The sequence below is a fragment of the Pseudomonas sp. AC463 genome (assembly GCF_979253585.1).
Genome location: NZ_CEEDDZ010000003.1, coordinates 125,484 through 150,667 on the forward strand (window position 1 = coordinate 125,484; position 25,184 = coordinate 150,667).

The window sequence follows — 25,184 nt, forward strand, 5'->3', positions numbered from 1 at the left end:
AGGATACTTCAATGTGCCCGAAAGCCCCAGACTATCTCCACAACCCGCTCGGCAACGATCAGATAAACCAGGATCAACACCACCTGCAACGCCAGGTGATAGCGCAGCTTGGCCAGCCGACGAATGCCATCGCTTACATTCAATAACACCAATACCGCCGACAGCGCGATCAGCCCCCACCCGGCAACGGTCGAGGCGAAGAAGCCGAGAAACAATTCACGTTGCCCCAGCAGCGTATTGGTGCCCGCCGCAAACAGCAGCGCGCACACCAGCAGGTTTTTGACGTTGTCGAAAATCTGCGTGCTCAGGTCATTTTCCAGCAACGCCACATATCGCTTCCATAACGTGCGCATGGGTAAGTACCGGTTAGGATCGCTCGTCAATCAAAGTAGTCCAAATGCCCGTACACTGCACCGCTGCGCTTACTCCACGAGGACTTTTGCATGAAATTGATGATCGGCCTGGCCGCCCTGCTGCTGGTATCCGCCTGCACCGCGACCGCCACAACTACCCCGCCCGCCCAGGACGCCAGCGCATCCGCCTGCCTGGCCGGTGGCGGCACCATGAAACAAGTCGGCAAGTTGCAGAGCTGGAAGTGCATCACGCCGTACAAGGACGCGGGCAAGGCCTGCACCGATTCAAGCCAGTGTGAAGGCGAGTGCCGGACCAGCGTGACCACTCAACCCGGCAACGGCCCGGTGACCGGCGCGTGCCAGGCAGATAACGGGCACTTCGGCTGCTCGGCGACCGTGGAGAAAGGCCAACTTGGCCGGGCAATTTGCGTGGACTGAGGACTGCCACATCACCCATGTGGGAGGGGGCTTGCCCCCTCCCACCTATTTAACGCCTTCCAGCACCGGCGGTACAAAGGCGGTGACCTCAGGCAACGCCTGATCCCACTTCACCACTTCCACCGTCGCCGTCTGCGCCGAGCAGCCTTGGGACAAACTTGACGCACCGATATCGGCGGTGATCATGTTGGGATTCCCGTGCTTGTCCAGGCTGTTGCGCTGCCCCGGCGTCTGCGGGTCGAACCAGGCGCCGGTGGCGATCTGCACCACACCTGGGCGGATGCCCGCCGACACAATCACCCCGGCCAAAAACGCGCCACGGTCGTTGAAGACCTTGACCACATCGCCGTCGACAATACCGCGGGCGCGGGCGTCCTCCACGTTGATGGTCATGGGTTCACGCTGCTGAATCTTCGACCCGCGGCTGTAGCTGCCATGGTCGTACTGGCTGTGCAGGCGGGTCTTGGGCTGGTTCGACAGCAGGTGCAGCGGGTAGTCCGGCGCCGGTTTTTCAAGCCATACCGGGTGGCCCGGGCAGTCGGCATAACCGAAGCTGGCGATGCGCTCGGAGAAGATCTCGATACGCCCCGACGGGGTTGGCAAGGGGTGAGCGTCGGGGTCATCGCGAAACGCCTTGAGCAGCACCGTGTCGGTGTCCGGGTAGGCCACTTCGAACACACCATCGCGCCAGAAGTTGTCGTAGCCCGGCAGCTCAATGCCGTGTTCCTCGGCGCGCCCGCGCGACTCGTCGTAGATAAAGCGCAGCCATTGCTCGGCATCGCGGCCTTCGGTGAAGGTGTCGGCAAAACCCAGGCGCGCTGCGATAGCGGCGAAGATCGTGTAGTCGTCCCGCGCCTCGCCCACCGGCTCGATGGCCTGCTGCATCGCCAACATGAAACGGTCCGAGGCCGAGCTGCCGATGTCGTTGCGCTCCAGGGCGGTGGTGGCGGGCAGCACGATGTCGGAGTACTTGGCCTGGGCGGTCCAGTACTGTTCGTGGACGATCAGCGTGCGCGGTTTTTGCCAGGCTTCCAGCAGGCGATTCAAATCCTGGTGATGATGGAAAATATTGCCACCGGCCCAGTACACCAACTGGATATCCGGATACGCCTGGCGCTTGCCGTTGTAGTCGAACGTCGCGCCGGGGTTGAGCAGCATGTCGGTGATGCGCGCCACCGGGATAAAATCCTTGACCGGGTTGAGCCCCTGGGAAAAACGCGGCCCGGAGAAGCCCTTGCGCCCGCTGCCGGTATTGTTCATGCAGCCATAGCCCAGGCCAAACCCGCCGCCCGGCAAGCCGACTTGCCCAAGCAGCGCGGCCAGGGTCACGGTCATCCAGAACGGCTGCTCGCCGTGCACCGCGCGCTGCAGGGAATAGGCGATGTTGATCATGGTGCGCTGGCGGCCCATGCGGCGCGCCAGGTCGGTGATCTGCTGCGCGGGGATATCGGTCAAGTCTGCGGCCCAGTCCGGGTCTTTCGGCTGGCCATCGACCGTGCCCAGCAGGTATTCGCGAAAGCGCTCGAATCCCACGGTGTAGCGCTGGATAAACGCCGGGTTGTGCAAGCCCTCGGTCACCAGCACATGGGCCAGCGCCAGCATCAGGGCAGTGTCGCTGCCCGGGCGGATCGGCAGCCATTGGTTGAGCGCCGGGCCACTGAGGTCGTCGCGCAACGGGCTGATATTGACGAACTGCACACCGGCCGCCGACATCGCCGCCAGCGCCTCGCTCAGCAGGTGGTCGCTGGCGCCGCCAGGGCTGGTCTGGGCGTTTTTCGCCGGCAGGCCACCAAAGGCCACAAACAGCTCGCAATGCTCGGCCAGGTTTTTCCACGACGTGTGCGCGGCCAGCAGCCAATCCATATTGCCGACGATATGCGGCATCAATACGCGCCCGGCGCCGAGGCTGTAGCTGTCGGTGCTGGCGACGTAGCCGCCGTAGAGGTTGAGGAACCGGTGCAACTGGCTTTGCGCATGGTGAAAGCGCCCCGCGCTGCCCCAGCCATAGCTGCCGCCGTAGATGGCCTGGTTGCCGTGCTCGGCCTTGACCTTTTTCAGCTCAGCGGCCACCAGCTCCAGCGCCACGTCCCAGGACACTTCAACGAATGGCTCCTGCCCGCGCAACTCCGGGTGCGCACCCGGCTCGGCCAGGTAGCTGCGGCGCACGGCGGGCCGCAGGATGCGCGTCGGCGAGGTAATCGCATCGGGGATCGACGCGCCAATGGGCGACGGGTCTTTGTCCCACTCGGCCGGGGCCATCGCCACCAGCTTGCCGTCGACCACCTGCGGGCGGTACGCGCCCCAATGCAATGAGGTGAATGTCATGACTACCAGCTTTCTCCCAGCCCGAGCAGCCCGAGTATCTGCCGCCGCAGGTCCACCAAGTAAGGATCATCCCGGTGCCGAGGATACGGCCTATCGATGCTCAATTGCGCCTGTATTTTTGCCGGGCGGTCGCTGAACACAATCACGCGATTGGCCAGCAACAAGGCTTCTTCCACATCGTGGGTCACCAGCAGGGCCGTGTAGCCCTGGCGTTGCCACAAATCGATCAGCTCTTTTTGCATGGTGATGCGCGTCAGCGAGTCGAGCTTGCCCAAGGGCTCGTCGAGGATCAGCAGGCGCGGCTGATTGACCAGCGCGCGCGCCAGCGCCACCCGCTGCGCCATGCCGCCGGACAGCTGCCGGGGATACGCGCGGGCGAAGTGGCTGAGGCCGACTTTGGCCAAGGCCTCATCCACCTTGTGCGAGTGGGTCTTGAGCAGGCCCTGAGCTTCGAGGCCGATGGCGACGTTGTCCCACACCCGGCGCCAGGGGTACAGGGTCGGGTCCTGGAATACCACCACGCGGCTAGGGTCCGGACCGAGGATGGCTTCACCGTCGGCCAGCAGCTTGCCGGAATCCGCTGGCTCCAGGCCGGCGACCAAACGCAGCAAGGTGGATTTGCCGCAACCCGACGGGCCGAGCAATGCCACGAATTCACCCGGCGCCACATCCAGTGAAACCTGCTCCAACACCGGCAGGTGCTGGCCGTCCAGGGCAAAGCCATGGCTCAGGTTGTCTATGCGCAGCGCCAACCCGGCGCTGGCCTCTACTGCGTGTGCCAGGGCTACCATTTCATCGTTCCTTTTTGCCAGGCCAGCAAGCGGTCACGCACCAGGAACAACCCGGTGATCAACCCCGAACAGGCCAACGCCATGATCAACAAGGCCGCGTACATATTCGCGTAGGCGGCCCAGCCCTGGGCCCATTGCAGGTACCAGCCGATGCCGGATTTGACCCCCATCATTTCCGCCACCACCAGGGTCGAGAACGACGCGCCCAGGCCCATGAACAGGCCGACAAACACGTGGGGCATCGCGGCCGGAATCGCCACTTTGAAAATCAGGAAACCCTGCCGGGCGCCCAAGGTGCGCGCCACGTCGTAATAGGCCTTGTCGACACTCGCCACGCCCGACCAGGTGAGCACCGTGACCGGAAACCAAGTGGCCAGGGCGATCAGGAACACACTCGCGCTCCAACTGCTGGGAAACAGGAAAAAACACAGCGGCAACAACGCCGTGGACGGCACCGGGCCGAGGATGCGCAGCACCGGGTGCAGCCAGTAGCCGATACGCGTCGACCACCCAATGGCCACGCCCGCGACAAAACCGGTGGCCGCGCCCAGCGCCACGCCCGAGCCCAGCAGCAACGCCGAATGCAACAGGCTGTCGGCCAGCCGCGCATAGTCTTCGATATACACCGCAAGCAGCGCCTGGGGCGGCGCAAAAAACGGCACCGGCAGCAGCGCCAGCTTGGCGGTGAGCAATTCCCAGACAGCCAACAGTATCGGCAACGCAATCAACCAGGGCGCGGCCGTGTGCAGGCGCTGGCCGAGCGTCGCCACCTTGCGGCCCACCAGGCTCAGCACGATAAACAACGCCGCCACGCCCACACAGAGGTTGGCCAAACCCTGGGTCATCGGCCAATTGCGCGTCGCGTTGGGCCAGTAACTGATCAACAGCGCGACGGCCACCCAGGCCGCCACCACCGCCGCGCCCTGCCAGCCGACCTTGAGGGCCACGGGCGGGTTGAGGGTTGTCGCGTCAGCTGAAGACATCGGCGGTGATCTCCTTGGCGAATTCCACCGGGTCGGTGCTTTTGCTGATCACTTCGACGGTTTTCAGGTCGGTGACGTAGGTGGTGATTTCCCGGGTCAGCGCGGCGCCCACCGCGTGGTGGCCGTGGGTGTGGTCGTGGAGGATCGCCTGCACTTCTTCGGTGGAGGTGTTCAGCGCGTAGGCCTGGAAGCCTTTGGCCACGGCTTCGGGGTGCTGCACGGAATAGTCATGGGCCTCGAGGATCGCCTGGGTCAGCGCCGCGACCACGCGCTTGTCTTCACGCACCAGTTTGCCGGTGACGCCGACCACGCAGCAGCTGAGGTTGGCGTACTCCTCCACCAGGTTGGTGGACAGCTCGCGCGCCACGCCGGACTTGATCAGGCGGTACATGAACGGGTCGCTGCCGCTCACCGCCTGCACTTCGCCGCGCTCAAGCGCAGTGCCGAGCAGGTCCGCCGGGTAAAGGCGCCATTCCACATCGCGCACCGGGTCGACGCCGTGTTTTTTCAGCAGGATCGAGAAGAAATTGCGGTCCGGGCTGGCCATGTCGGTCACGCCGATGGCTTTGCCCTTGAGGTCCTCGAGCTTGCTCACGCCGCCATTCACCGCACTGAGCAAGCGCAGGCACCCGCCATGGGTGCCGGCGGTGAGTTTCACGTCAAAGCCTTGCTCCAGCGCCTTGAGCCAGCGCAGCGCCATGCCCACGCCGGCATCAGCCTTGCCGGTGGCGATAGCTTCCAGCAGCACTTCGGTGGAGTTACCGAAGTTGACCAGCTCTACGTCCAGATTGTGTTTAGTGAAGAAGCCCTGACCGTGGGCGATCACCACCGGCGCCAGGCACACGGCATTCAGGTTGACCGCCAGTTTGAGCTTGCGCGGCGCGTCGAGGCGGATGAACTCCCCGGTGCCGGCGGGCTCCTGTGGCGTGTTGTGGCCGGCGTGGGCGTCAGCGGAAAAGCCCAGGCGTGGCAGCGACAGGCTGGCCAGGGTGACGCCCGCCAGGCCCAATAGACGGCGGCGGGTCAGGTGATCGAAAGCAGCCATGCAAAATATCCCTTTAGTAAAATCAGTGGTTGAGATCGGCGAGGCCCAAGTGCTCGCGCAGCGTCGAACCTTCATATGCGGTGCGGAACAAACCCTTGCGCTGCAGATGCGGAATCACGCTCTCGACAAACTCCGTAAAAGACCCCGGCAGGTAACCCGGCGAAATCACAAAGCCGTCGCACCCGCCTTGCTCGAACAGCTCGGCCAACTGGTCGGCGACCTGCGCCCCGGTGCCCACCAGTTGCGGCACGCGCACGCTGCTGGCGAAGATGCGCCCGAGTTGTTCCAGGGAGGTTTGCGGACCTTGCATCAACAGCTTTTCGGCAGCGGCCGGGTGAATCAGTGGCGACTGGGCGATCTCGGCCAGGGTGGCGCTGAGGGGGAATGGCGACAGGTCCACATTCAGCTGCGAGGCCAGCGTGACCAACCCCAGTTCAGGCCGCGCCAACGCGTTGTGTTTATCGCGCTTGGCGCGGGCTTCGGCTTCGCTGCCGCCAATAAATGGCATCACCGCCGTCAGCACTTTGCAGCTGTCGGCCTCGCGGCCTTGCTGTACCACCTGGGCGCGCACGTCATCGCGAAACGCGCGCATGGCCGCCAAATGCGGGTGAATGGTAAAAATCGCCTCGGCCCAACGCGCGCCAAAGCGTCGACCGCGCCCGGAGGAACCGGCCTGGATCAGCACCGGGCGGCCTTGGGGCGTGCGCGGGATATTCAGCGGGCCTTCAACCTTGAACCACTCGCCCTGGTGCTGCACCGAGTGGATCAACGCCGGGTCGGCGAGCACGCCGCTTTCGCGGTCCAGCTTGAGCGCGCCCGGGCTCCAGCTGTTCCAGAGTTTCAGCGCCACCTCCACGAACTCATCGGCGCGGTCGTAGCGCAGGTCGTGTTCCAGGTGCTTGTCCTTGCCGAACAGGCGCCCTTCGCTGTCGTTCATCGAAGTAACGATATTCCACGCCGCGCGGCCCTTGGACAGGTGGTCGAGGGTGGCGAATTCCCGCGCGATATGCGCCGGTTCGTAGTAGGTGGTGGAACGCGTCGCGCCCAGCCCCAGCTTGCTGGTCTGGCCGATCAGATAGGAGAGGATCGGCAACGGATCGAGGCGCGTGGCGTCCTGGGCGCCGTAGCGCAAGGCGAACTCGCGCGAGCCGCCCATCTGGTCGCCGACGGCCAGGCGGTCGGCGAAGAACAGGAAGTCGAACAGCCCCTCCTCCACCACCTTGGCAATGCGCGAGTAGTACTCGGGGTCGAGGTAATTACCGACGGTTTCCGGGTGGCGCCACACCGCGTGGCTGTGCACCACCGGGCCGCTCAACAAAAACGCAGAAAGATGGATTTGGCGGCTCATGGCTTGGGCGTCCACACGGTGATAGTGCTGACCTTCAACGGCTTGGGAATCAGCTTGGCGGCGTAGTAGGTATCGGCGATGCGCTGCTGTTCGGCGAGGTTGTCAAGCTTGACCGGGATGATGTCGTAGCTGCGCCGGCTGTTGGCGCGCGCCACCGTGGCCGGGGCGATGTTGCCCCACAGCGGGCCGAGGATTTCAGCCGCCTCCTTGGGGTGGGCTTTGACCCACTGGCCGGTCTCGCGCAGGGTGTCGAAAGTCACTTGCAGCACGTCCGGGTGGGCTTTGGCGAACTTGGTTGTGGCCAGGTAGAAGCGGTTGTAGTTGGCCAGGCCGTCGCTGCCGTCGGCAATCACGCGCACGTGATGGTCAAGCTGTTGGGTGGCGAGGAACGGGTCCCAGATCACCCAGGCGTCCACGCTGCCATTGGCGAACGCCGCGCCGCCGTCCGGGGCTTCGAGGTAACGCGGGGTGATATCGGCCAGGGTCAGGCCGGCTTTTTTCAACGCGCTGATCAGCAGGAAGTTGCTGCCCGAGCCTTTCGACACGGCGACGGTTTTGCCCTTGAGGTCGGCGATGCTGTGGATCGGCGACTGGTCCTGCACGATGATCGCCTGGGCGCCCGGCGATGAATTCTCCTGGGCGTAGTAGGTCAGCGGCGCATCGGCGGCCTGGGTGAACAGCGCAAAGGCGTCGGCCACATCGGCGTGCAAGTCGACGCTGCCAGCGTTGAGCGAACTGAGCAGGCCGGTGCTGAACTCATGCCAGTTGACGGTAAAGCCCAGGGGCTTGAGGCGCTGCTCCAACTGGCCATTTTGCTTGAGCAGAATCCACAGGGTGGAGGAGCGCTGGTAGCTGATATCCAGGGTTTGCTCGGCATGGGCCGCCGCTGCGGCAAACAGCAGGCTGGCGGCGACGATGAGTTTTTTGAGCGTCATGAAAGGCCTTGGCGTGGGAGGTGAAAGAAACACGAGCAAGGCATAAGCGCCCGGCATAAAAGCGCTTTTGATTATATTAATGAAGACTGATTATGAAAGGACCTTATGATTCTATGGATATGCCCGATTCGTCGGACCACGCCAAAAGCGCCCTAAGCTCAGATCGAAAAAGTATTTATCGAATGGTTTTTAGAACTTTATGCTCAGCGCTATTTCGTTGAAGATCGAGCGCGCCATGTCTCTACGTCGTCCATTTGCCGCCGTACTCGGGTTGCTGGCCTTTTCTGTCGCCGTGAGCGCGGATGCCCAGGAAACCGTGCGCATCGGCTACCAGAAATCCTCGACCCTGATTACCCTGTTGAAGACCCAGGGCACCCTGGAAAAAGCCCTCAAGGCCGACAACATCGACGTGTCCTGGCACGAATTCCCCAGCGGCCTGCCGCTGCTGGAAGCGCTGAACGTGGGCAACGTGGACATCAGCGCCGACGTCGCCGACACCGTGCCGATCTTCGCCCAGGCGGCCCAGGCCAAACTCACCTACTTCGCCCAGGAAGCGCCCTCGCCTTCGGCCCAGGCCATCGTGGTGCGCAAGGACTCGCCGATCCAGCACCTGGCGGATTTGAAGGGCAAGAAAATCGCGGTGACCAAGGCGGCCGGCACCCACTATCTGTTGATTGCCGCGCTGGCCAAGGCAGGCCTGGCGTTCTCGGATATCGAGCCGGCGTATCTGTCGCCGGCCGATGGTCGCGCGGCATTTGAGAACAACAAGGTGGACGCCTGGGTGACCTGGGAACCCTTCCTCACCAGCGTGCAGCGGCAACTGCCGACGCGCACCCTGGCCGATGGCGCAGGGCTGGCCAGTTACAAGCGTTATTACCTGACCGGCACGCCATACGCCAAGGCGCATCCCGAGGTGTTGAAGGTGGTGTATGCGCAGCTGGAAAAGGCCGGGCAATGGGTGAAAACCCACCCGCAGGACGCGGCCAAAGTGCTCGGCCCGCTGTGGGGCAATCTGGATGTAGCCACGGTGGAGGCGGCGAATGCACACCGCAGCTATCAGGTGCAGCCGGTGAGCATTGACCAGTTGGGGGAGCAGCAGAAGATTGCGGATGCGTTCTTTAAAGCGGGGTTGTTGCCCAAGGCGGTTGATGCCAAGGATGTAGACACCTGGAAGCCCTGAGAACCGCTGTGCTTTAAATGTGGGAGGGGGCTTGCCCCCTCCCACATTTGATCTCCATTTATTGTTAGAGAAGGGTTCGGGCCAGGGCCTTTTTCCATTCTGCATAGCGGGCCGCCATGGCAGGGTCCTCCTGCGGCTCAAACCGCTCGCGCTGGCGCTCCAACTCACCCAACGCCGCATCACTTGCCCAAACCCCCAACGCCCTCCCCGCCAAATGCGCCGCACCCAGCGCCGACACTTCCGGCGACAGGCTGCGCACCACCGGGCGTTGCAGCAGGTTGGCCAGGAACTGCATCAGCCAGCGGTTGCGCGTCGCCCCGCCGTCCACCCACAGCTCCTTCAACGGGCTGCCGATATCCTGCTGCATGGCCTCGAACACATCGCGAATCTGATAGCCGATGGACTCCAGCGACGCGCGCAAAATATGCGCGCCGGAGGTGGCTTCGGTGAGCCCGCAGATCAAGCCGCGCGCGTCGGCTTTCCAGTGCGGCGCCCCCAGCCCGGACAGCGCCGGCACAAAGTACACGCCGCCGTTATCCGGCAGTTGCGCGGCCTGTTCGGTCAAGGCGTCCAGGGATTCCCCGGCCACCAAGCGCGAGGCCCACTGCACGGCGGCGCCGGTATGGACGATATTGCCTTCCATGCCAAACGTGGGCTTGGCGCCGTCGTGCCAGGCCAATGTAGTGGAGAGTCCGTGGGTGGAGGCAATCGGGCCGGTCATGGGGGTCATCAGGGATGAGCCGGTGCCGAGGGTGGCCTTGACCAACCCCGGGGCGAAACCGCCCTGCCCGTAGAGTGCGGCGTGGGAATCACCCATCATCGACATCACCGGGATGCCGGCGGGCAAGCCGCCCACCGCCACGGTTTCGGCAAAGAAACCGGCGCTGGGCTGGATCGGCGCCAGCGCCGCCAAAGGAATCGCAAACAGGTCCAGCAGCGCAGGGTCCCAGCTACATGTGTGCAGATTGAACAGTTGCGTGCGCGCCGCGTTGGAATAATCGGTGGCAAACACTTGGCCGCCGCTAAGTTTCCACAACAGCCAGCTGTCCACCGTGCCCAGGCAGATCTCGCCGGCGGCGGCGCGGGCGTGGCCGTTTTCCAGGTTATCGAGAATCCAGCGGAATTTACCCGCGGAAAACATCGGGTCCAGCGCCAGCCCGGTTTTCTCCAGGATGACCGCTTCGTGGCCTTGCTCATGCAATTGCGTGCACAGCGCCGTGGAGCGTCGGCATTGCCAACTGATGCACGGCGACAGCGGCTCACCGGTTTGCCGATCCCAGGCCACCACCGACTCGCGCTGGTTGCTGACAGCCAGCGCGGTGATTGGCCGGTCGACCTGCGCCAGGCATTCTTCAATCGCGGCCAGGGTGTTCTGCCAGATCAGCAGCGGGTCCTGTTCGGAGAACCCGGCCTGAGGGTGGCTGATGCTCAGCGGCCGTGAACCCCGGGCAATCACCTGCCCACGTTCGTTAACCAGCACCGCCTTGGCGTTGCTGGTGCCTTCGTCTATCGCCAGGATCAGCGGAGTGTTATTCGTCATTGCATTCACCGCAACCGAGTGGCAGCCGCCACAATCCCAGCCGCGTCGATGTTATGCAAGGCGCGGGTCGGTTCGCGCGCACCGGCGGCGGCGTATTCGCCATCGCCGATACCGAGGCGAATCAACGGGATACCCAGCCCGGCTTCGGCCAGCACTTCGGCCACCACGCTGCCGACGCCACCGTTGATGTTGTGTTCTTCGACGCTGATCACCGCGCGGGTGCCGCTCAAGGCACTGAGCAACACATCGCGCTGCAGGGGCCGGATCGACGACAGGTTGATCACCTGCGCCTGGATGCCCTGCTCCGCCAGCAACGCGGCGGCGTCCACGGCTTCGTGCACCACCGAGCCGAGGGCGACGATGCTCACGTCGGCGCCCTGGCGCAGGATATCGACCTGACCGGGTTGAAATTGGTAGTCGGCGCCATGCACATCCGGCAAGGCTTTGCCGTCGAGGCGGATATACACCGGGCCCTCGTAGCGCAAGGCGTAATCGACTATCTGGCGGCATTCAAGCGCATCAGCCGGGGCAAAAATCTGCACATTGCCGAAGCCGCGCATCACCGAGATGTCGTCAATGCTGTGGTGGGTGCTGGCCAGCGGGCCGTAGCTGGCGCCGGCGTTGAGGCCGAACATTTTCACGTTGGCCTGGTTGTAGCAAACATCGACCTTGATCTGCTCATTGGCCCGCGAAATCAGAAACGGCGCCGCGTTGCAGGTGGCGGCGATCTTGCCGCCCAGCGCGAGGCCCGCCGCGACGCTGACCAGCGACTGCTCGGCAATCCCGACGTTGATCAGCCGCTCGGGAAAACGCTGCATGAACGGGCCGATCTTGGCCGTGGACGTGGAGTCGCTGACCACCGGCACCACATCCAGCCCGGCATCCACTGCGTCAATAAAGGCCTGCACCATGACACTCGCCAAATGTTCACTCGCCATGGTTCAACTCCTCCAGTGCTGCATTGATTTCATCACCCTTGGGCACGCGGTGGTGCCATTCGGGGCGGGCTTCGATAAACGACACGCCCTTGCCTTTGATGGTGTGGGCAATCAGCACCTGGGGCGCGCCGGTCTGGGTCTGCATGCTTTCCAGGGCGGTGATCAACTGACCTACGTCATTGCCGTCGCACTCACTGACGCGGAAGCCGAAGGCGGCCCATTTCACGTCCAGCGGGTCCAGCGGCATGATCTCGGCGGTCAGCCCGGCCAGTTGCAGTTTGTTCTTGTCGACGATCACAAACAGGTTATCCAGGCCGTACTTGGCGGCGGCCATCGCCGCTTCCCAGTTGGAGCCTTCGGCCAGTTCGCCGTCGCCGGTGAGCACATAGATGCGCTTTTTGCTGCCAGACATCTTCGCCGCCAGCGCCAGCCCTACCGCCACCGGCAAGCCGTGGCCGAGGGCGCCGGTGTTGAGTTCGATACCGGGGGTTTTCTGGCGCACCGGGTGGCCCGGCAGGTGGGAATTGAAATGCTGATACGTCGGCAACCACGCCTCAGGGATGTAGCCCGCCTGCGCCAGGCAGCAATACAAGCCGCCCACGCCATGGCCCTTGCTCTGGATGTAGATATCGCGCTCAGGGTCCTGGGTGCGTTCCGGGCCGGTGTTGAGGATGCGGAAATACAGGGTCGCGAGGATGTCGGTTTCCGACAGGTCCGCCCCGGTGTGGCCGCCGGCCGGTGAGTCGGCATTCAGGCGGATCACGTGGCGGCGGATCAGGCGGGCCTGTTCCTTGATCTGGTGGGCGTCGTACTGGAAGGCATTCATGCAGCGGCTCCTGTGGGCTGACCACGTGAGTTGAAAGTGCCAAAAGCTGTTTTGAATATTTATTCAGCAGTGACAATATATTTCTATTTAGACGCCGATCGCTCACGCGGTCAAGTGACCGAACGGCTCAAAAATGAAATAAATCCCTCGGACAGACGGCCAAAATCCCACGCGGGCTTATCTATCCCGTGGCTTTGCGGCGTATAAAAGTACCGGTCTAGAGGCGTACCGGAAAAATTAAGCGCTTGACTTTGACACGGTGTCACTGGAATCTGAATTAACAGTCAGGCACGCATAAATATTCAAGCCGCCTGAAAGCACTCCAAAAAAAATAAATCAGGAGAACACTGTGGACACCAAAGCTATTGTCCAGCACCCGGCCGAACTCAAGCCGCCACCGCGCCCACGCCTGGTGAAACTGCTCCCCAGCAACATCGGCGGCCCGCTGATCGGCCTTGTGCTGCTGGTGCTGGTCTTCTCCTTCAGTTCCGAATTCTTCTTCTCATTGCGCAATGGCCTGAACATTCTCGATCAGGTCACGGTGCTGGGCATCCTCGCGATTGGCATGACGGCGGTGATCGTGATCGGCGGCATCGACCTGTCGGTCGGCTCGGTGCTGGCCTTCTCGATGATGATGCTCGGCTGGCTTTATCAGGATCAGGCGGTGCCGCTGGGCTTCGCCATTCCGATCTCGATTGCCAGCGGCATGCTTGCCGGGCTGGTGTCCGGCGGGTTGATCACCTATGCCAAGCTGCCGCCATTCATTGCCACGCTGACCATGATGTCGGTGGCCCGTGGCCTGGCAAATATCCTCACCGAAGGCCGGCAGATCGTCGGCTACCCGGACTGGTTCACCAGCCTGGCGACGGTGCGGCATTTCGGCTTTCTCTCGGCGACCGTCGGGCTGTTTCTGGTGATGCTGGTGGTGGCCTGGGTGTTCCTGCGCTTTCGTGCCGGTGGCCGCAACCTCTATGCCATGGGCGGTAGCCCGGAAGTGGCGCGCCTGTCGGGCATCAAGGTGCGTGCGATTACCCTGTGGGTCTACGCCATCAGCGGCGCCCTCGCCGGCATCGCCGCCGTGACCCTCGCCGCCCGCCTCGACTCATCGCAACCCAGCGCCGGCCTGAGCCTGGAACTGGACGCCATCGCCGCCGTGGTGATTGGTGGCGCCAGCCTCAGCGGTGGCGTCGGCAGTATCGGCGGCACTTTGGTCGGTGTGTTGATCATTGGCGTGTTGCGCAATGGCCTCAACCTGCTCGGCGTCTCGCCGTTTATTCAACAAGTGGTGATCGGCGTGGTCATCGCCCTCGCCGTGACCATCGACACCCTGCGCCGCCGTTCCAGCACTGCCCGTTAAACCTGTTCGACAGTTGACACCCTCCAACAATAAAACCAGGAGTCACCGACATGTTCAGCCCCAAGAAACTGCTCATTGCTACTGCTTTGGCTGCCGCAACGCTCACCGCCACCGGCACCACCTGGGCCAAGGATCTGACCATCGGCCTGGCCGTGGCCAACCTGCAGGCCGACTTCTTCAACCAGATCAAGCAATCGGTGGAAGCCGAGGGCAAGGCCAAGGGGATCAAGGTGATCACCGTGGACGCCCAAGGCAACTCCTCCACCCAGGTCAGCCAGATTGAAGACCTGATCACCCGCCAGATCGACGTGTTGATCTACATCCCCGCCGGCGCCACCGCCGCCGGTGTGCCGGTAAAAGCCGCCAAGGCCGCCGGCATCCCGGTAATCGCCGTGGACCGCAACGCCCCCGACGCGCCCGGCGATACGTTTATCGCCAGCGACAGCGTGGCCGGCGCCAAGACCCTGGCCGAGTACGTGGGCAAAATCACCGATGGCAAGGGCCGCATTGCGATCCTGCAAGGCCAGCTCGGCACCACGCCGGAGAACGATCGCGCCAAGGGTTTTGAAGAAGGCCTGAAAGCCTTCCCGGACCTCAAGGTCGTGGCCCAGCAACCCGCCGAATGGGCCCAGGACAAAGGCTTCGCCGTGGCTCAGGACCTGCTCCAGCGTGACCCGAACATTACCGTATTCTTCGGCCGCGCAGATGCCATGGCACTCGGCGCTGCCCAGGCAGTGAAGGTCGGCAACCTCGACCACAAAGTCGTGGTGGTCGGTTTCGACGGCGACGTCGCCGGCCTGAAAGCCGTGGAAAGCGGCGTGCTCAACGCGACCATGACCCAGCAGACCCAGAAGATGGGCCGCCTGGCCGTGGCCTCGGCCATCGACCTCAAAGCCGGTAAAGCCGTACCCAAGGAGCAGCTGCTGCCGACCGTGCTGACCACCAAAGAAAACGTCGCGCCGTTCCTGCAACAGCACCCGTAAGCCTTGGAGGTCGTCATGCAAGCAGCAGCTCTGGATAACAGCGCCGACGCGGTGCTGTGCCTGCGCAATATCAGCAAGGCCTACGGGCCGGTGCAGGTGTTGTCGCAGGTCAACGTGGATATTCGCCCCGGCGAAGTCCTGGCCTTGCTCGGTGAAAATGGCGCGGGCAAATCCACCTTGTCGTCGATCATCGCCGGCCTGGTGCAACCCGAAGCCGGGGGCAGCATGACCTGGCTCGGCGCGCCTTACGCTCCGGCTTCACCGGGCGCGGCGCTGAATGCCGGGATCGGCCTGATCCACCAGGAAATCCGCCTGCTGCCGCAATTGTCGATCGCCGAGAACATCTTCGTCGGCCGCCTGCCCATGCGTCACGGGCGGGTGGACCGCGAGTACATCGAGGCCCAGGCGCAGATCCAGTTGGAACGCCTGGGGCTCAAGGTGCCGGCGTCGCGCAAGGTCGAAGGCCTGAGCGTGGCGGCCCAGCAACTGGTGGAAATCGCCAAGGCGCTGACCCTCAAGGCCAGCCTGTTGATTCTCGACGAGCCCACCGCCGCCCTGGGTGGCGAGGAAACCGAGCTGCTGTTCAAGCAGGTCGAGCGGCTGAAAGCCGAGGGTGTGTCGTTTATCTATATCAGCCACCGCCTGGAAGAAATCGCGCGCATCGCCGACCGCGTGCTGGTGCTGCGCGACGGTCGCCAGATCGCCCTGCACGCCACCGCGCAAGTGCCGGTGCGCGAGCTGGTGGAACAGATGGTCGGGCGCAGCCTGGAACGCATCTTCCCTGCCCTGCAAGCACCAAAAGACCAAGTGATGTTGCAGGTCAAAGACTTGAGCTGCCGTGAGTTCGCCTTGCACGGCATCGACTTCAGCGTGCGCGCCGGCGAAGTGTTCGGCATTGCCGGAGTGGTCGGCGCCGGGCGCACGGAGCTGGTGCGCACCATCGCCGGTGCGGCCCAGGACATTCAAGGGCATATGGTGCTGGACGGTGAAGTGCGCCAGCTGCGCAGCCCCTTCGAGGCGATCCAGGCCGGTGTGGTGCTGGTGCCCGAAGACCGCAAGCAACAAGGCGTGGTGGTGGAGCATCGCATCGAAGACAACCTGATCTACGGCAACACCGACCTGCTGGATAGCAGCGGCTGGGTGTTCCCGGCTGCCCTGCGCGAATTTGCCCGCACGGCGGTGGCGCGCCTGGGAGTTAAAGGTGCGCCGCAGTCGCGGATTTCCAGTTTGTCCGGCGGTAACCAGCAGAAGGTCATCATTGCCAAGTGGCTGGCGCGCAATCCCAAGGTGTTCATCCTCGATGAGCCAACGCGCGGCATCGACGTGGGCGCGCGGGCGGCGATTTATGAAGTGATTGCGGACCTGGCGGCCAAGGGCATGGCGGTGATTGTGGTGAGTTCGGATCTGGATGAAGTGCTGGGGCTGTCCCATCGGGTGATGGTGATGAGCCGGGGCCGGCAGATGGGGATTCTGGAGCGCGGCGAGGCCACCCCGGTTTCGGTAATGGAAATGGCCACCGCATAACCCAAGACCTATAGAGATTCAAATGTGGGAGGGGGCTTGCCCCCTCCCACATTAGCCCTACTGTGATTTCAAGATTGGAGTAATTCATGCAACTTTTTAGTCTTCAGGGCCAAGTCGCCTTTGTCACCGGTGCCGGCAGCGGTATCGGCCAAGCCATCGCCGTCGGCCTCGCCGAGGCCGGCGCCGACGTCGCCTGCTTTGACCTCCCCGGCAGCCCCGGCATCGCCAGCACCGTAGAACGCATCCAGGCCTTGGGCCGTCGCGCCCTGGCCCTGAGCGGCACGGTCACCGAACGCGCCGCGCTGGACGCCGCCGTCGCCCGCACCGAACAGGAACTCGGCGAACTCAGCGTGGCCGTCAACTGTGCCGGCATCGCCAATGCCCAGGCCGCCGAAGACCTCGAGCTGCAGCGCTGGCAGACCACCCTGGACATCAACCTCACCGGCATCTTCCTCAGCTGCCAGGCCCAGGCCGCAGTGATGTTGCCGCGGGGTAAAGGCGCCATCGTCAATATCGCCTCCATGTCCGGCAGCATCGTCAACCGGGGCTTGTTGCAAGCGCACTACAACACCTCCAAGGCCGGGGTGATCCACTTGAGCAAAAGCCTGGCGATGGAATGGGCCGACAAGGGCCTGCGCGTCAATTGCATCAGCCCCGGCTACACCGCCACGCCGATGAACTCACGCCCGGAAGTCGCCGACCAGGTGAAGATTTTCGAACAGACCACGCCCATGGGCCGCATGGCCAGCGTGGAAGAAATGGTCGGCCCGGCGATCTTCCTGGTCAGCCAGGCCTCGTCTTTTTGCACCGGCGTCGACCTGTTGGTCGATGGCGGTTTTGTCTGCTGGTAGGAGCTCGTCATGTCGCAACGATTCAGCGGTAAAACTGTAGTCATCACCGGCGCCTGCCGTGGCATCGGCGCCGGCATTGCCGAGCGTTTTGCCCAGGAAGGCGCCAACCTGGTGCTGGCCTCCAATGACCTGGAACGCGTGACCTTCACCGCCGACCAATTGGCCCAGGAATACGGGGTCAACGCCCTCGCCCTCGGCATCGATGTCACTAACGAGGCCGACATCGAAAAGCTCTACCGCGAAGGCCACGCGCGCTTTGGCAGCATCGACGTGTCAGTGCAGAACGCCGGCATCATCACCATCGATCACTACGACAAAATGCCCCGCGCCGACTTCGACAAGGTGCTGCAGGTCAACACCACCGGCGTGTGGCTGGGCTGCCGGGAAGCGGCCAAATACATGGTCAAGCAAGGCAGCGGGCGCTTGATCAACACCTCCTCCGGCCAGGGCCGCCAGGGGTTTATCTATACGCCGCACTACGCCGCGAGCAAGATGGGCGTGATCGGTATCACCCAGAGCCTGTCCCTGGAGCTGGCGCCGCATAACATCACGGTCAACGCGTTTTGCCCGGGCATCATCGAAAGCGAGATGTGGGACTACAACGACCGCGTGTGGGGCGAGATCCTCAGCACCGACGAAAAACGCTACGGCAAGGGCGAGTTGATGGCCGAATGGGTCAAGAACATCCCCCTGCGCCGCGCCGGCAAGCCGTCGGATGTGGCCGGCCTGGTGGCGTTCCTGGCCTCGGACGACGCGGCCTACCTGACCGGCCAGGCGATCAATATCGACGGCGGCCTGATCATGTCGTAAGGGTTTGGTATCCTCACCCGCATTGAGTCAACCATTGAGGCCTTCATGAGCCAAATCGAAGAACAGCGACTGATCACCAAGATCGCGAGCCTCTATTACGAAGAAGGGCTCAAGCAGTCCGAAATCTCCACGCAGCTGGACCTGTCCCAGTCGTTTATCAGCCGCGCCCTGCGCCGGGCGCTGCAGGAAGGCGTGGTGAAGATCAGCGTGATGCGCCTGCAAGGCCTGCACCTGGAGCTGGAAACCCAGTTGCAGCGCCGCTACGGCGTACGCCGGGTGATCGTGGTAGAAGCCACCGAACCCGGCAACGATGAAAGCATCAAGCAAGCCATCGGCTCGGCCGCTGCGCATTACCTCGAAACCAGCCTGTCGCCCCAGGACCATATCGGCATTTCGTCGTGGAGCAGCACCATTCGCGCCATGGTCGGGCACTTGCACGCGCAACCGGGCAAACAGGCCGCTCAGGAAGTGGTACAACTGCTGGGTGGCGTCGGCAACAAAGGTGCGTTTGAAGCCACCCTGCTGACCCAGCGCCTGGCCACCCTGCTCAACTGCCCGGCGTTTCTGCTGCCGTCGCAGAGCATCGAGCAATCGGTGCAGAGCAAGCAGCGCATCGTGCAAATGGAAGAGGTCAAGGAAGTGCTGCAACGCTTTGACAGCATCACCCTGGCGATTGTCGGCATCGGCGACCTGGAGCCCTCGCAGCTGCTGCGCAACAGCGGCAACTACTACACCGAAGACATGCTGCGCCTGTTGGCCGAGCGCGGCGCCGTCGGCGATATCTGCCTGCGTTACTTCGATGCCCAGGGCAAACCGGTGCTGGAAGAAGATGAAGAATTCGTGGTGTCGGTGGCGCTGCCCAAGTTGCGCGCCATCCACCGAGTGCTCGGCCTGGCCGGCGGGCTGAACAAGGTCCAGGCGATTCGTGGCGCGCTCAAGGGCGGCTACCTGGACATCCTGATCACCGACCTGGATACCGCACAGGCCCTCAACCAATAACCTTTTTTGGAGACAGCCGCTATGACGTCCAAGCTCGAACAACTCAAGCAATTCACCACCGTGGTCTGCGACACCGGCGACCTCGAAGCCATCAGCCGCCTGCGCCCGGTGGACGCCACCACCAACCCTTCGCTGCTGCTCAAGGCCGCCGCCATCCCGGAATACGCCGAGCTGCTGCGCAGCGCCGTGACGCTGTCCAAGGGCGATGTCGACCTGGCCTGCGACCACTTTGCGGTGTCGGTAGGTGCAGGGATTCTCAAGGTGATCCCGGGGCGTATCTCCACCGAAGTCGACGCGCGGTTGTCCTTCGACGAAGACGCGCTGTGGGCCAAGGCCAACCAGTTGATCGCCCTGTACGACCAGGCCGGCATCGGCCGTGACCGCGTGCTGATCAAACTGGCCTCCACCTGGGAAGGCATCCGCACCGCCGAGCGCCTGGAAAAGGCCGGCATCCAGACCAACCTGACCCTGCTGTTCTCCTTCGCCCAGGCCCAGGCCTGCGCGGACGCCGGGGTGTTTTTGATCTCGCCGTTCGTGGGCCGCATCTACGACTGGTACCGCAAGAGCACCGGCCAGGACTACACCGGCGCCGAGGACCCAGGCGTGCAGTCGGTGACGCGCATCTACAACTACTACAAGGCCAACCAGATCAACACCGTGGTCATGGGCGCCAGCTTCCGTACCCTCAGCCAGATCGAAGAGCTGGCCGGTTGCGACCGCCTGACCATCAGCCCCGACCTGCTGCAAAAACTCGACGAAGACCAGGGCACCCTGGAACGTAAACTGGCGCCTGGCGCCGACGGCGAGCCGCGTCAAAACCTGACCGAAGCGCAGTTCCGCTGGGCCTCCAACGAAGATGCGATGGCTACCGAGAAACTCGCCGAAGGCATTCGCCAGTTCGCGCGGGACCAGGAAAAACTCGAGAAACTGCTGAGCAATCCGTAAAGCTGAAGGCGTCGCGCAGTGCCCGATGGGGCCTGCGCAACGTCTGCCCGTTACGGCGTGACGCGTTGCACGGCCACGTTTTCAAACGGCATGGGCACCGATTTGATCGCGCCGTCGAGGTTTCGGTAGCGGCTGTAGACGCCGGCCGAAGGCAGCACCCGGCCGCGCTCGACCACGCGACGGCCATCAAGCACGTAGCGCACGGTCTGCTCGACCTCGGCCGGGTTGTCGGCGGCGCGCAGGTCTTGGGCCAGCACGCGCATGGACTCGTCGATGCAGCGTTCAAGCTGCTCGTTGACCTTGGCGGTTTCCAGGTGGCCGTCGTCGATGCACTGCGCGCCGCAACTGCGGAACGGCTGGCCGACCACTTCGATCCGCCGCTGGTAGAGCACGGAGCCGGCGATGTCCTGCACCTGTACGCGGTTGACCAGCACGAAGCTGCCACGGTCGGCGCTGAGCACCAGGCGCGGCTCAATCAACACCAGTGCGCTGACCTGCCCTTGTGCCGCAGGCAAGCCTGCCGCCAGGCCAGTCTGCTGGTAGCGTTGGGTAAACAGCGTGTCCAGGTTCTGCTCCGCGAGCAATGCCGCCATCGGTCGCGAGTCGTGTTCGGCACTCTGGCGTGCATCGCGCTCCAGCGCGCCAACACCGGTGCGGGTGTTGATGGCGCTGGCGATCAACAAGCCCACCACGCCACCCGCGCCCACCGCGTTGCGGGTCACGTTGTCGGTGGTCTGCGCGGCACTCAGGGCGGTCTTGCTGTCAATCACCATCGACGCGGTGATGAAGCCTTCGGTCGGCAACCGCACCTCGACCTTGGCCCCGTGGGCATTCACATACGACAGCGCCGACGGCGTGTTGAAACCGCGCTCCGGCAACGGTTGCTGGGCGCAGGCACCGAGCAACAGGCTGCCGGCGGCCAGCATGGCGCAACGCAACGCCCTCATTGGGCGAACGGGGTAATAACCAGTTGGCGGCTGCTGTCCACGGCCTGGTAGTAGGCGTTCGACAGGTTGCTGTAGTTGGGCTGGTCCCACTCGCCCTGGGCGGGCTGGGTCACGGCGAACGGCTTGTACCAGAGCAGGTGGTTGTCATGCAGGTCGACCACCAGGCCGATACCGCCGACTTGCGGGGTCGGTACGCTGGTTGGCACCACGCTGTAGTAGGTGCGGTAGGCGCCGCTCGCGGTGTAGGAAATCAGCAGCAGGCGATCCACGCCGTACTTGGCTTGCAACGGCGTCAAGTCGCGGCCAAAGAAACCTTCGCGGAATTTGTTTTCCTTGAACAACTTGACGTCGACGGCGTCGTCGATGCGCTTGGCCTTGTAACCCTTGGCCACCAGCTTGGCGACGATTTCATCCGGGATCGACGTGGTGTCCTGCAGCTTCCAGGTGCTGACCTGATCGCTGAGCTTGCTGTTGATGCCCTTGTTGATCGCCAGGTCCAACAGCCCCTGTTGTCCGGCCAACACCAGTTCCGACGGCGGCAAGGTGCTCATGGCTACGCCGATGGTCTGGTTCTTGTCACTCCAGAATTGGGCGTCGAGTTCGATGGGCTTTTGAATATTGGCCGCGCAGCCAAACAGGCCGGAGCATACAAAAATCAGGGCAATACAGTTTCGGAACGCGCGAAATCCCACGGGAAAGTCCTTTTAAGGGTGAGGTGTGTAAGCAATGTCGGGCACAGCAGACGGACAACTAATATCACTATGCCATCAATGGCTGGCGATATTAGAAGGCAGGAAAAATGACGTCAACTTAATAACTTTCTGAACAATGAAAGTCGACCAACGGTAGCGGTGCGATTTTATAACGCAAAAAAAAGGAAGCGTCTCCCTGACAGCTTCCTTTTTCACGACCGCGTCACAAAGGTGCGATATTCAAACCGACCCGCGTGTGCCCAGACCCCGCGCGGCCAATGCGCCCAGCACCCCGCCGGCAATCGGCGCCACCCAGAACAGCCACAGCTGCGAGATGTACTCCGGCCCGGCAAACAATGCCGGCCCGGTGCTGCGCGCCGGATTGACCGAGGTGTTGGTCACCGGGATCAGCACCAGGTGAATCAAGGTCAGCGCCAGTCCGATGGCAATCGGCGCAAAGCCGGGAGCCGCGCCCGGTGCAGTCACGCGCATGATGATCAGCACAAAGAAGAACGTGGCGAGCACTTCGGCCAGCAGCGCGGCCTTCATGTCAAACAGGCCGGGGCTCAACGGGCCGAAGCCGTTGGCGGCAAAGCCACCCAGCTCGAAACCGGGCTGCCCATTGGCGATCACGTACAACGCCGCCGCCGCCGCAATTGCGCCCACCACCTGCACCACGATGTACGGCAGTACATCAATGGCCGGTACGCGGCGCCCCACCCACAGCCCGATGGTCACCGCCGGGTTGAAGTGCCCGCCGGAAATGCCGCCCACGGCATAGGCCATGGTCAACACGGTAAGCCCGAAGGCCAGGGACACCCCGGCAAAACCAATGCCCAACCCAGGAAATGCCGCCGCCAGAATGGCACTGCCACACCCGCCGAAGGTCAGCCAGAAAGTCCCCAGGAACTCTGCGATCAGACGTTTTTGCACAATCGACTCCATTGCAGTTCACGCGCCGTCACCACTGGATGTGGGCGGTCGTGGCGACGGTAGCAATCGGCATCAAAGTGCCCTGTAAGACTTATCTGGTTTGTGTTGTGCAGGTCGTTAGCGTCGACTGGGAGCTGTTGGCTAGCCGCTTTCGCTTAGCAGGCGTTCGTCTTGATCCAAGCGGTCGCCAAGCGCGCTGTAGGGTTCGGCGTAGTGGTAAGCCTCGCCGTAGGTGGTGGTTGCACCGCGTGTCTGGTCGATTTCGCCGCTCAGGTCGGCGCGGGCGTCGCGGTGCTGGTAGGCGCGGATATGCACCTGCTTCTCGACCACCGCGTGGCTCGATTGCAGTTGCCACACACCGTCCTGCCCGCTGCTGCCGAGCCCGGACTGCGGGCGTAATGGCAGCTCAAGGCCGAACTGATAGAGGCGTTGATCGTCGCAGAACTCGACCACATCGATACCCAGGCGGTCGTCGGCGGTGAAGCGGTACCAGATGCCGACTTCGGCCAGCAGGCGGGCGATAAAGTCCAGGTCGCTTTCGCCGTATTGCATCACCTGTTCGCGCCGGGGGTAGTCGCGTTTCAGGCTGAACAGGAAGTCCTGGCCAAGGAAGCCGTGGCGGTTACGCAGGATGCTTTCGACGATTTCCGGCACGGATTGGTGCTGGTAGATGCGGTACTGCCGACCGCGCGCCAGTAGCGCCAGGCGCGGCTGCAAGGTGACGGCATAACTGGCCTGGTCGCTGGAGCCGGAGTTGCGTGTGAAGCCGGTGACCACGCCATACAAGGTGCGCAGCGGTTTGATTTCCTCTGCACTAAGGTCCAGAAACGAGCGTTTTTTTTGCGGCGCGGCGTGCAGGCTGAAACGGGCGTCCTGGCCGAGCAAGGCGTCCGCCGCCAGGTCACGCTCGGTGCTGGTGAATTCCACGGTGTAGCTGTAGGGCTGGCTGAGGTGTTCGTGGCCCGTGAAGGCCAAGACATCGAGCCGGGCTTCGACCTTGCGCACACTCAGGGTGTGGCGGCTGTGGTCGAAAAAGACGCTGGGCAGTACGCTGGAAGTCATTCCCTTTACTCCTGGACGCAAGAGTCCAGAGAGTAAAGATTTGCTATCGGTGATTAATGTCGGAAAAGTCGACTGTACGAGACAGGCACTTCCTGATCACGTTTTCAGCCGGGCGCCACACCCGTGCCAAACTTGCGAATCGCCAGGCAATACCCGATCAACGCCACCGCCGCCAGCAAGCCGCCCGCCGCGCCGATCCAGGCGAAGCCGAAGTGGCTGCCGACCCAGCTGCCCATCAGGGCGCCGCCGCCGATGCCGATGTTGTAGATGCCGGAGAACATGGCCATGGCCACGTCGGTGGCGTCCGGGGCCAGCACCAGCACCTTGGATTGCATGGCCAGGCCGAAGCCCATGATTGCCATGCCCCAGAAGATGCTCAGGATCACCAGGTAGGATTCGGCGCCGCTCAACGGCAGCATCAGCGCCAGGCACGCGGCCAGGATAAACACCGCGCCGACCACGAACAGGTGTGGGTTGAAGCGGTGCACCAGGCTGAACAGCAGCGAGCCGATGATGCCCGCGCCGCCGAACACCAGCAGGATCAGAGTGACCGCGCCGCCGCCCATGCCGGCGACGCCTTCGACGAAGGGTTCGATGTAGCTGTAGGCGGTGAACTGCGCGGTCACCGTGAGCGCGGTGAGCACATACAGCGCCACCAGCGCCGGGCGCTTGAACAGCAGCGGCAGGCTGCGCAACGAACCGGAGTTCTGGCTCGGCAACAACGGCAAGGTGCGCGCCAGCCAGAACACCAGCGCCGCCGCGAACGCGCCAATCACCAGGAAGGTGGTGCGCCAGCCCATGGCTTCGCCGAGCAGGCGGCCGAGGGGGATGCCCAGGACCATCGCCAGCGAGGTGCCGGTAGCCAGCAGGCCAAGGGCTTGCACCTGTTTGCCTTCCGGTGCCAGGCGTACCGCCAGCGAGGCGGTGATCGACCAGAACAGCGCATGGGACAAGGCAATGCCGACCCGGCTAAGCATCAGGATGCCAAAGCTGGTGGCCACGCTGGAAAGAACATGGCTGGCGATAAACATGCCGAACAGCACGATCAGCAACTTGCGCCGCTCCACGTTGCGGGTCAGCAGCATCACCGGCAGCGAGGTCAGCGACACGATCCAGGCATAGATGGTGAGCATCAAACCGACGCTGGCGATAGGCATGTCGAAGCTGGCGCCGATGGCGCTGAGCAGCCCGACCGGCACGAATTCGGTGGTGTTGAACACAAAGGCGGCCAACGCGAGGGCGATGACCGGTTGCCAGTTGGCTTGGGGCGTTGCGGCTGAAATGCTCATTTACGGGCGCGGTACTCTGACGGTGATCAAACGGCCACCCAGGACAAGCGCCGTCGCCCGGCATTCTATAGGTTTCTCGCCGCGCTGTTG

General features: G+C 63.3%; 23 protein-coding genes and 1 pseudogene. 9 read left to right on the forward strand and 15 right to left on the reverse strand.

The window, feature by feature from the left end; all coding sequences use genetic code 11:
* Positions 1-8: 8 nt before the first annotated feature.
* Positions 9-353: a hypothetical protein gene (locus AC0IYH_RS04595; RefSeq protein ID WP_122771792.1), complete on the reverse strand. Its 345-nt coding sequence runs from the start codon at positions 351-353 to the stop codon at positions 9-11.
* A gap of 90 nt (positions 354-443) precedes the next feature.
* On the opposite strand from AC0IYH_RS04595, the gene AC0IYH_RS04600 reads away from it, so the two are divergent.
* A complete protein-coding gene (locus tag AC0IYH_RS04600; protein ID WP_116628819.1) occupies positions 444-791 on the forward strand; it encodes a hypothetical protein in 348 nt (115 codons plus the stop codon).
* Positions 792-836: 45 nt separating this feature from the next.
* Here AC0IYH_RS04600 and AC0IYH_RS04605 read toward each other — a convergent pair whose 3' ends face one another.
* Genes AC0IYH_RS04605 through AC0IYH_RS04630 form a run of 6 tightly spaced genes read right to left on the reverse strand, consistent with a single transcriptional unit; the run spans position 837 to position 8,218 of the window.
* The gene (locus AC0IYH_RS04605; RefSeq protein ID WP_122771791.1) at positions 837-3,116 is read right to left on the reverse strand and encodes a molybdopterin guanine dinucleotide-containing S/N-oxide reductase; all 2,280 of its coding nucleotides are present in this window, start codon (positions 3,114-3,116) and stop codon (positions 837-839) included.
* Between the two features lie 2 nt (positions 3,117-3,118).
* The gene (locus tag AC0IYH_RS04610; protein WP_122771790.1) at positions 3,119-3,907 is read right to left on the reverse strand and encodes an ABC transporter ATP-binding protein; all 789 of its coding nucleotides are present in this window, start codon (positions 3,905-3,907) and stop codon (positions 3,119-3,121) included.
* Positions 3,901-4,890 (reverse strand): ABC transporter permease, encoded by a 990-nt coding sequence (locus tag AC0IYH_RS04615; RefSeq protein ID WP_471833089.1) that lies wholly within the window; start codon positions 4,888-4,890, stop codon positions 3,901-3,903. The genes AC0IYH_RS04610 and AC0IYH_RS04615 overlap by 7 nt, the downstream gene beginning before the upstream one ends.
* Entirely contained in the window at positions 4,877-5,935 is a 1,059-nt protein-coding gene (locus AC0IYH_RS04620; RefSeq protein ID WP_122771788.1) for an ABC transporter substrate-binding protein, read from the reverse strand. Before AC0IYH_RS04620 ends, AC0IYH_RS04615 begins: the two co-directional genes overlap by 14 nt.
* Before the next feature lie 22 nt (positions 5,936-5,957).
* Positions 5,958-7,283: an LLM class flavin-dependent oxidoreductase gene (locus tag AC0IYH_RS04625; RefSeq protein ID WP_471833090.1), complete on the reverse strand. Its 1,326-nt coding sequence runs from the start codon at positions 7,281-7,283 to the stop codon at positions 5,958-5,960.
* Positions 7,280-8,218 (reverse strand): aliphatic sulfonate ABC transporter substrate-binding protein, encoded by a 939-nt coding sequence (locus AC0IYH_RS04630; RefSeq protein WP_471833091.1) that lies wholly within the window; start codon positions 8,216-8,218, stop codon positions 7,280-7,282. Before AC0IYH_RS04630 ends, AC0IYH_RS04625 begins: the two co-directional genes overlap by 4 nt.
* 235 nt (positions 8,219-8,453) lie before the next feature.
* On the opposite strand from AC0IYH_RS04630, the gene AC0IYH_RS04635 reads away from it, so the two are divergent.
* On the forward strand, positions 8,454-9,398 hold the full coding sequence (locus AC0IYH_RS04635) for an aliphatic sulfonate ABC transporter substrate-binding protein (RefSeq protein ID WP_471833092.1): 945 nt from the start codon (positions 8,454-8,456) through the stop codon (positions 9,396-9,398).
* 64 nt (positions 9,399-9,462) lie between these two features.
* On the opposite strand, the gene AC0IYH_RS04640 is transcribed toward AC0IYH_RS04635, so the two are convergent.
* Genes AC0IYH_RS04640 through AC0IYH_RS04650 form a run of 3 tightly spaced genes read right to left on the reverse strand, consistent with a single transcriptional unit; the run spans position 9,463 to position 12,702 of the window.
* Positions 9,463-10,938, reverse strand: a complete 1,476-nt coding sequence (locus AC0IYH_RS04640; RefSeq protein ID WP_116628812.1) for an FGGY-family carbohydrate kinase — start codon at positions 10,936-10,938, stop codon at positions 9,463-9,465.
* A 5-nt stretch (positions 10,939-10,943) separates the two neighbouring features.
* Positions 10,944-11,876, reverse strand: a complete 933-nt coding sequence (locus AC0IYH_RS04645; RefSeq protein ID WP_471833093.1) for a transketolase family protein — start codon at positions 11,874-11,876, stop codon at positions 10,944-10,946.
* Positions 11,866-12,702, reverse strand: coding sequence for a transketolase (locus AC0IYH_RS04650; protein ID WP_471833094.1), 837 nt, complete (start codon positions 12,700-12,702; stop codon positions 11,866-11,868). Before AC0IYH_RS04650 ends, AC0IYH_RS04645 begins: the two co-directional genes overlap by 11 nt.
* Before the next feature lie 349 nt (positions 12,703-13,051).
* Here AC0IYH_RS04650 and AC0IYH_RS04655 point away from each other — a divergent pair, with 349 nt between their 5' ends.
* The 7 genes from AC0IYH_RS04655 to tal all read left to right on the forward strand — a co-directional run bounded on the left by AC0IYH_RS04655 (position 13,052) and on the right by tal (position 20,171).
* Complete coding sequence (locus AC0IYH_RS04655) at positions 13,052-14,059, forward strand: ABC transporter permease (RefSeq protein WP_116628809.1); 1,008 nt, start codon at positions 13,052-13,054, stop codon at positions 14,057-14,059.
* Positions 14,060-14,109: 50 nt separating this feature from the next.
* Positions 14,110-15,042, forward strand: coding sequence for a sugar ABC transporter substrate-binding protein (locus AC0IYH_RS04660; protein WP_101271522.1), 933 nt, complete (start codon positions 14,110-14,112; stop codon positions 15,040-15,042).
* A gap of 15 nt (positions 15,043-15,057) precedes the next feature.
* Entirely contained in the window at positions 15,058-16,566 is a 1,509-nt protein-coding gene (locus AC0IYH_RS04665; RefSeq protein ID WP_471833095.1) for a sugar ABC transporter ATP-binding protein, read from the forward strand.
* 86 nt (positions 16,567-16,652) lie between these two features.
* On the forward strand, positions 16,653-17,417 hold the full coding sequence (locus tag AC0IYH_RS04670) for an SDR family oxidoreductase (protein ID WP_116628807.1): 765 nt from the start codon (positions 16,653-16,655) through the stop codon (positions 17,415-17,417).
* A 9-nt stretch (positions 17,418-17,426) separates the two neighbouring features.
* The gene (locus AC0IYH_RS04675; protein WP_116628806.1) at positions 17,427-18,227 is read left to right on the forward strand and encodes a glucose 1-dehydrogenase; all 801 of its coding nucleotides are present in this window, start codon (positions 17,427-17,429) and stop codon (positions 18,225-18,227) included.
* 45 nt (positions 18,228-18,272) lie between these two features.
* Entirely contained in the window at positions 18,273-19,226 is a 954-nt protein-coding gene (locus tag AC0IYH_RS04680) for a sugar-binding transcriptional regulator (protein WP_116628805.1), read from the forward strand.
* 21 nt (positions 19,227-19,247) lie between these two features.
* Entirely contained in the window at positions 19,248-20,171 is a 924-nt protein-coding gene (tal, locus tag AC0IYH_RS04685) for a transaldolase (RefSeq protein WP_116628804.1), read from the forward strand.
* 50 nt (positions 20,172-20,221) lie between these two features.
* Here the strand turns inward: tal and AC0IYH_RS04690 are convergent, their stop codons facing one another.
* From AC0IYH_RS04690 to AC0IYH_RS04710, 5 genes and pseudogenes are all read right to left on the reverse strand, one after another.
* Positions 20,222-21,118 (reverse strand): hypothetical protein, encoded by an 897-nt coding sequence (locus tag AC0IYH_RS04690; RefSeq protein ID WP_116628803.1) that lies wholly within the window; start codon positions 21,116-21,118, stop codon positions 20,222-20,224.
* On the reverse strand, positions 21,115-21,810 hold the full coding sequence (locus AC0IYH_RS04695; RefSeq protein ID WP_122771783.1) for a hypothetical protein: 696 nt from the start codon (positions 21,808-21,810) through the stop codon (positions 21,115-21,117). The genes AC0IYH_RS04690 and AC0IYH_RS04695 overlap by 4 nt, the downstream gene beginning before the upstream one ends.
* Positions 21,811-22,050: 240 nt before the next feature.
* Positions 22,051-22,755, reverse strand: coding sequence for an aquaporin Z (aqpZ, locus tag AC0IYH_RS04700; RefSeq protein WP_116628801.1), 705 nt, complete (start codon positions 22,753-22,755; stop codon positions 22,051-22,053).
* Positions 22,756-22,887: 132 nt separating this feature from the next.
* Positions 22,888-23,805 (reverse strand): annotated as a pseudogene (locus AC0IYH_RS04705) (type VI secretion system Vgr family protein); the annotation flags it as partial.
* Between the two features lie 104 nt (positions 23,806-23,909).
* Positions 23,910-25,094 (reverse strand): sugar transporter, encoded by a 1,185-nt coding sequence (locus AC0IYH_RS04710; RefSeq protein ID WP_116629700.1) that lies wholly within the window; start codon positions 25,092-25,094, stop codon positions 23,910-23,912.
* Positions 25,095-25,184: the final 90 nt, after the last annotated feature.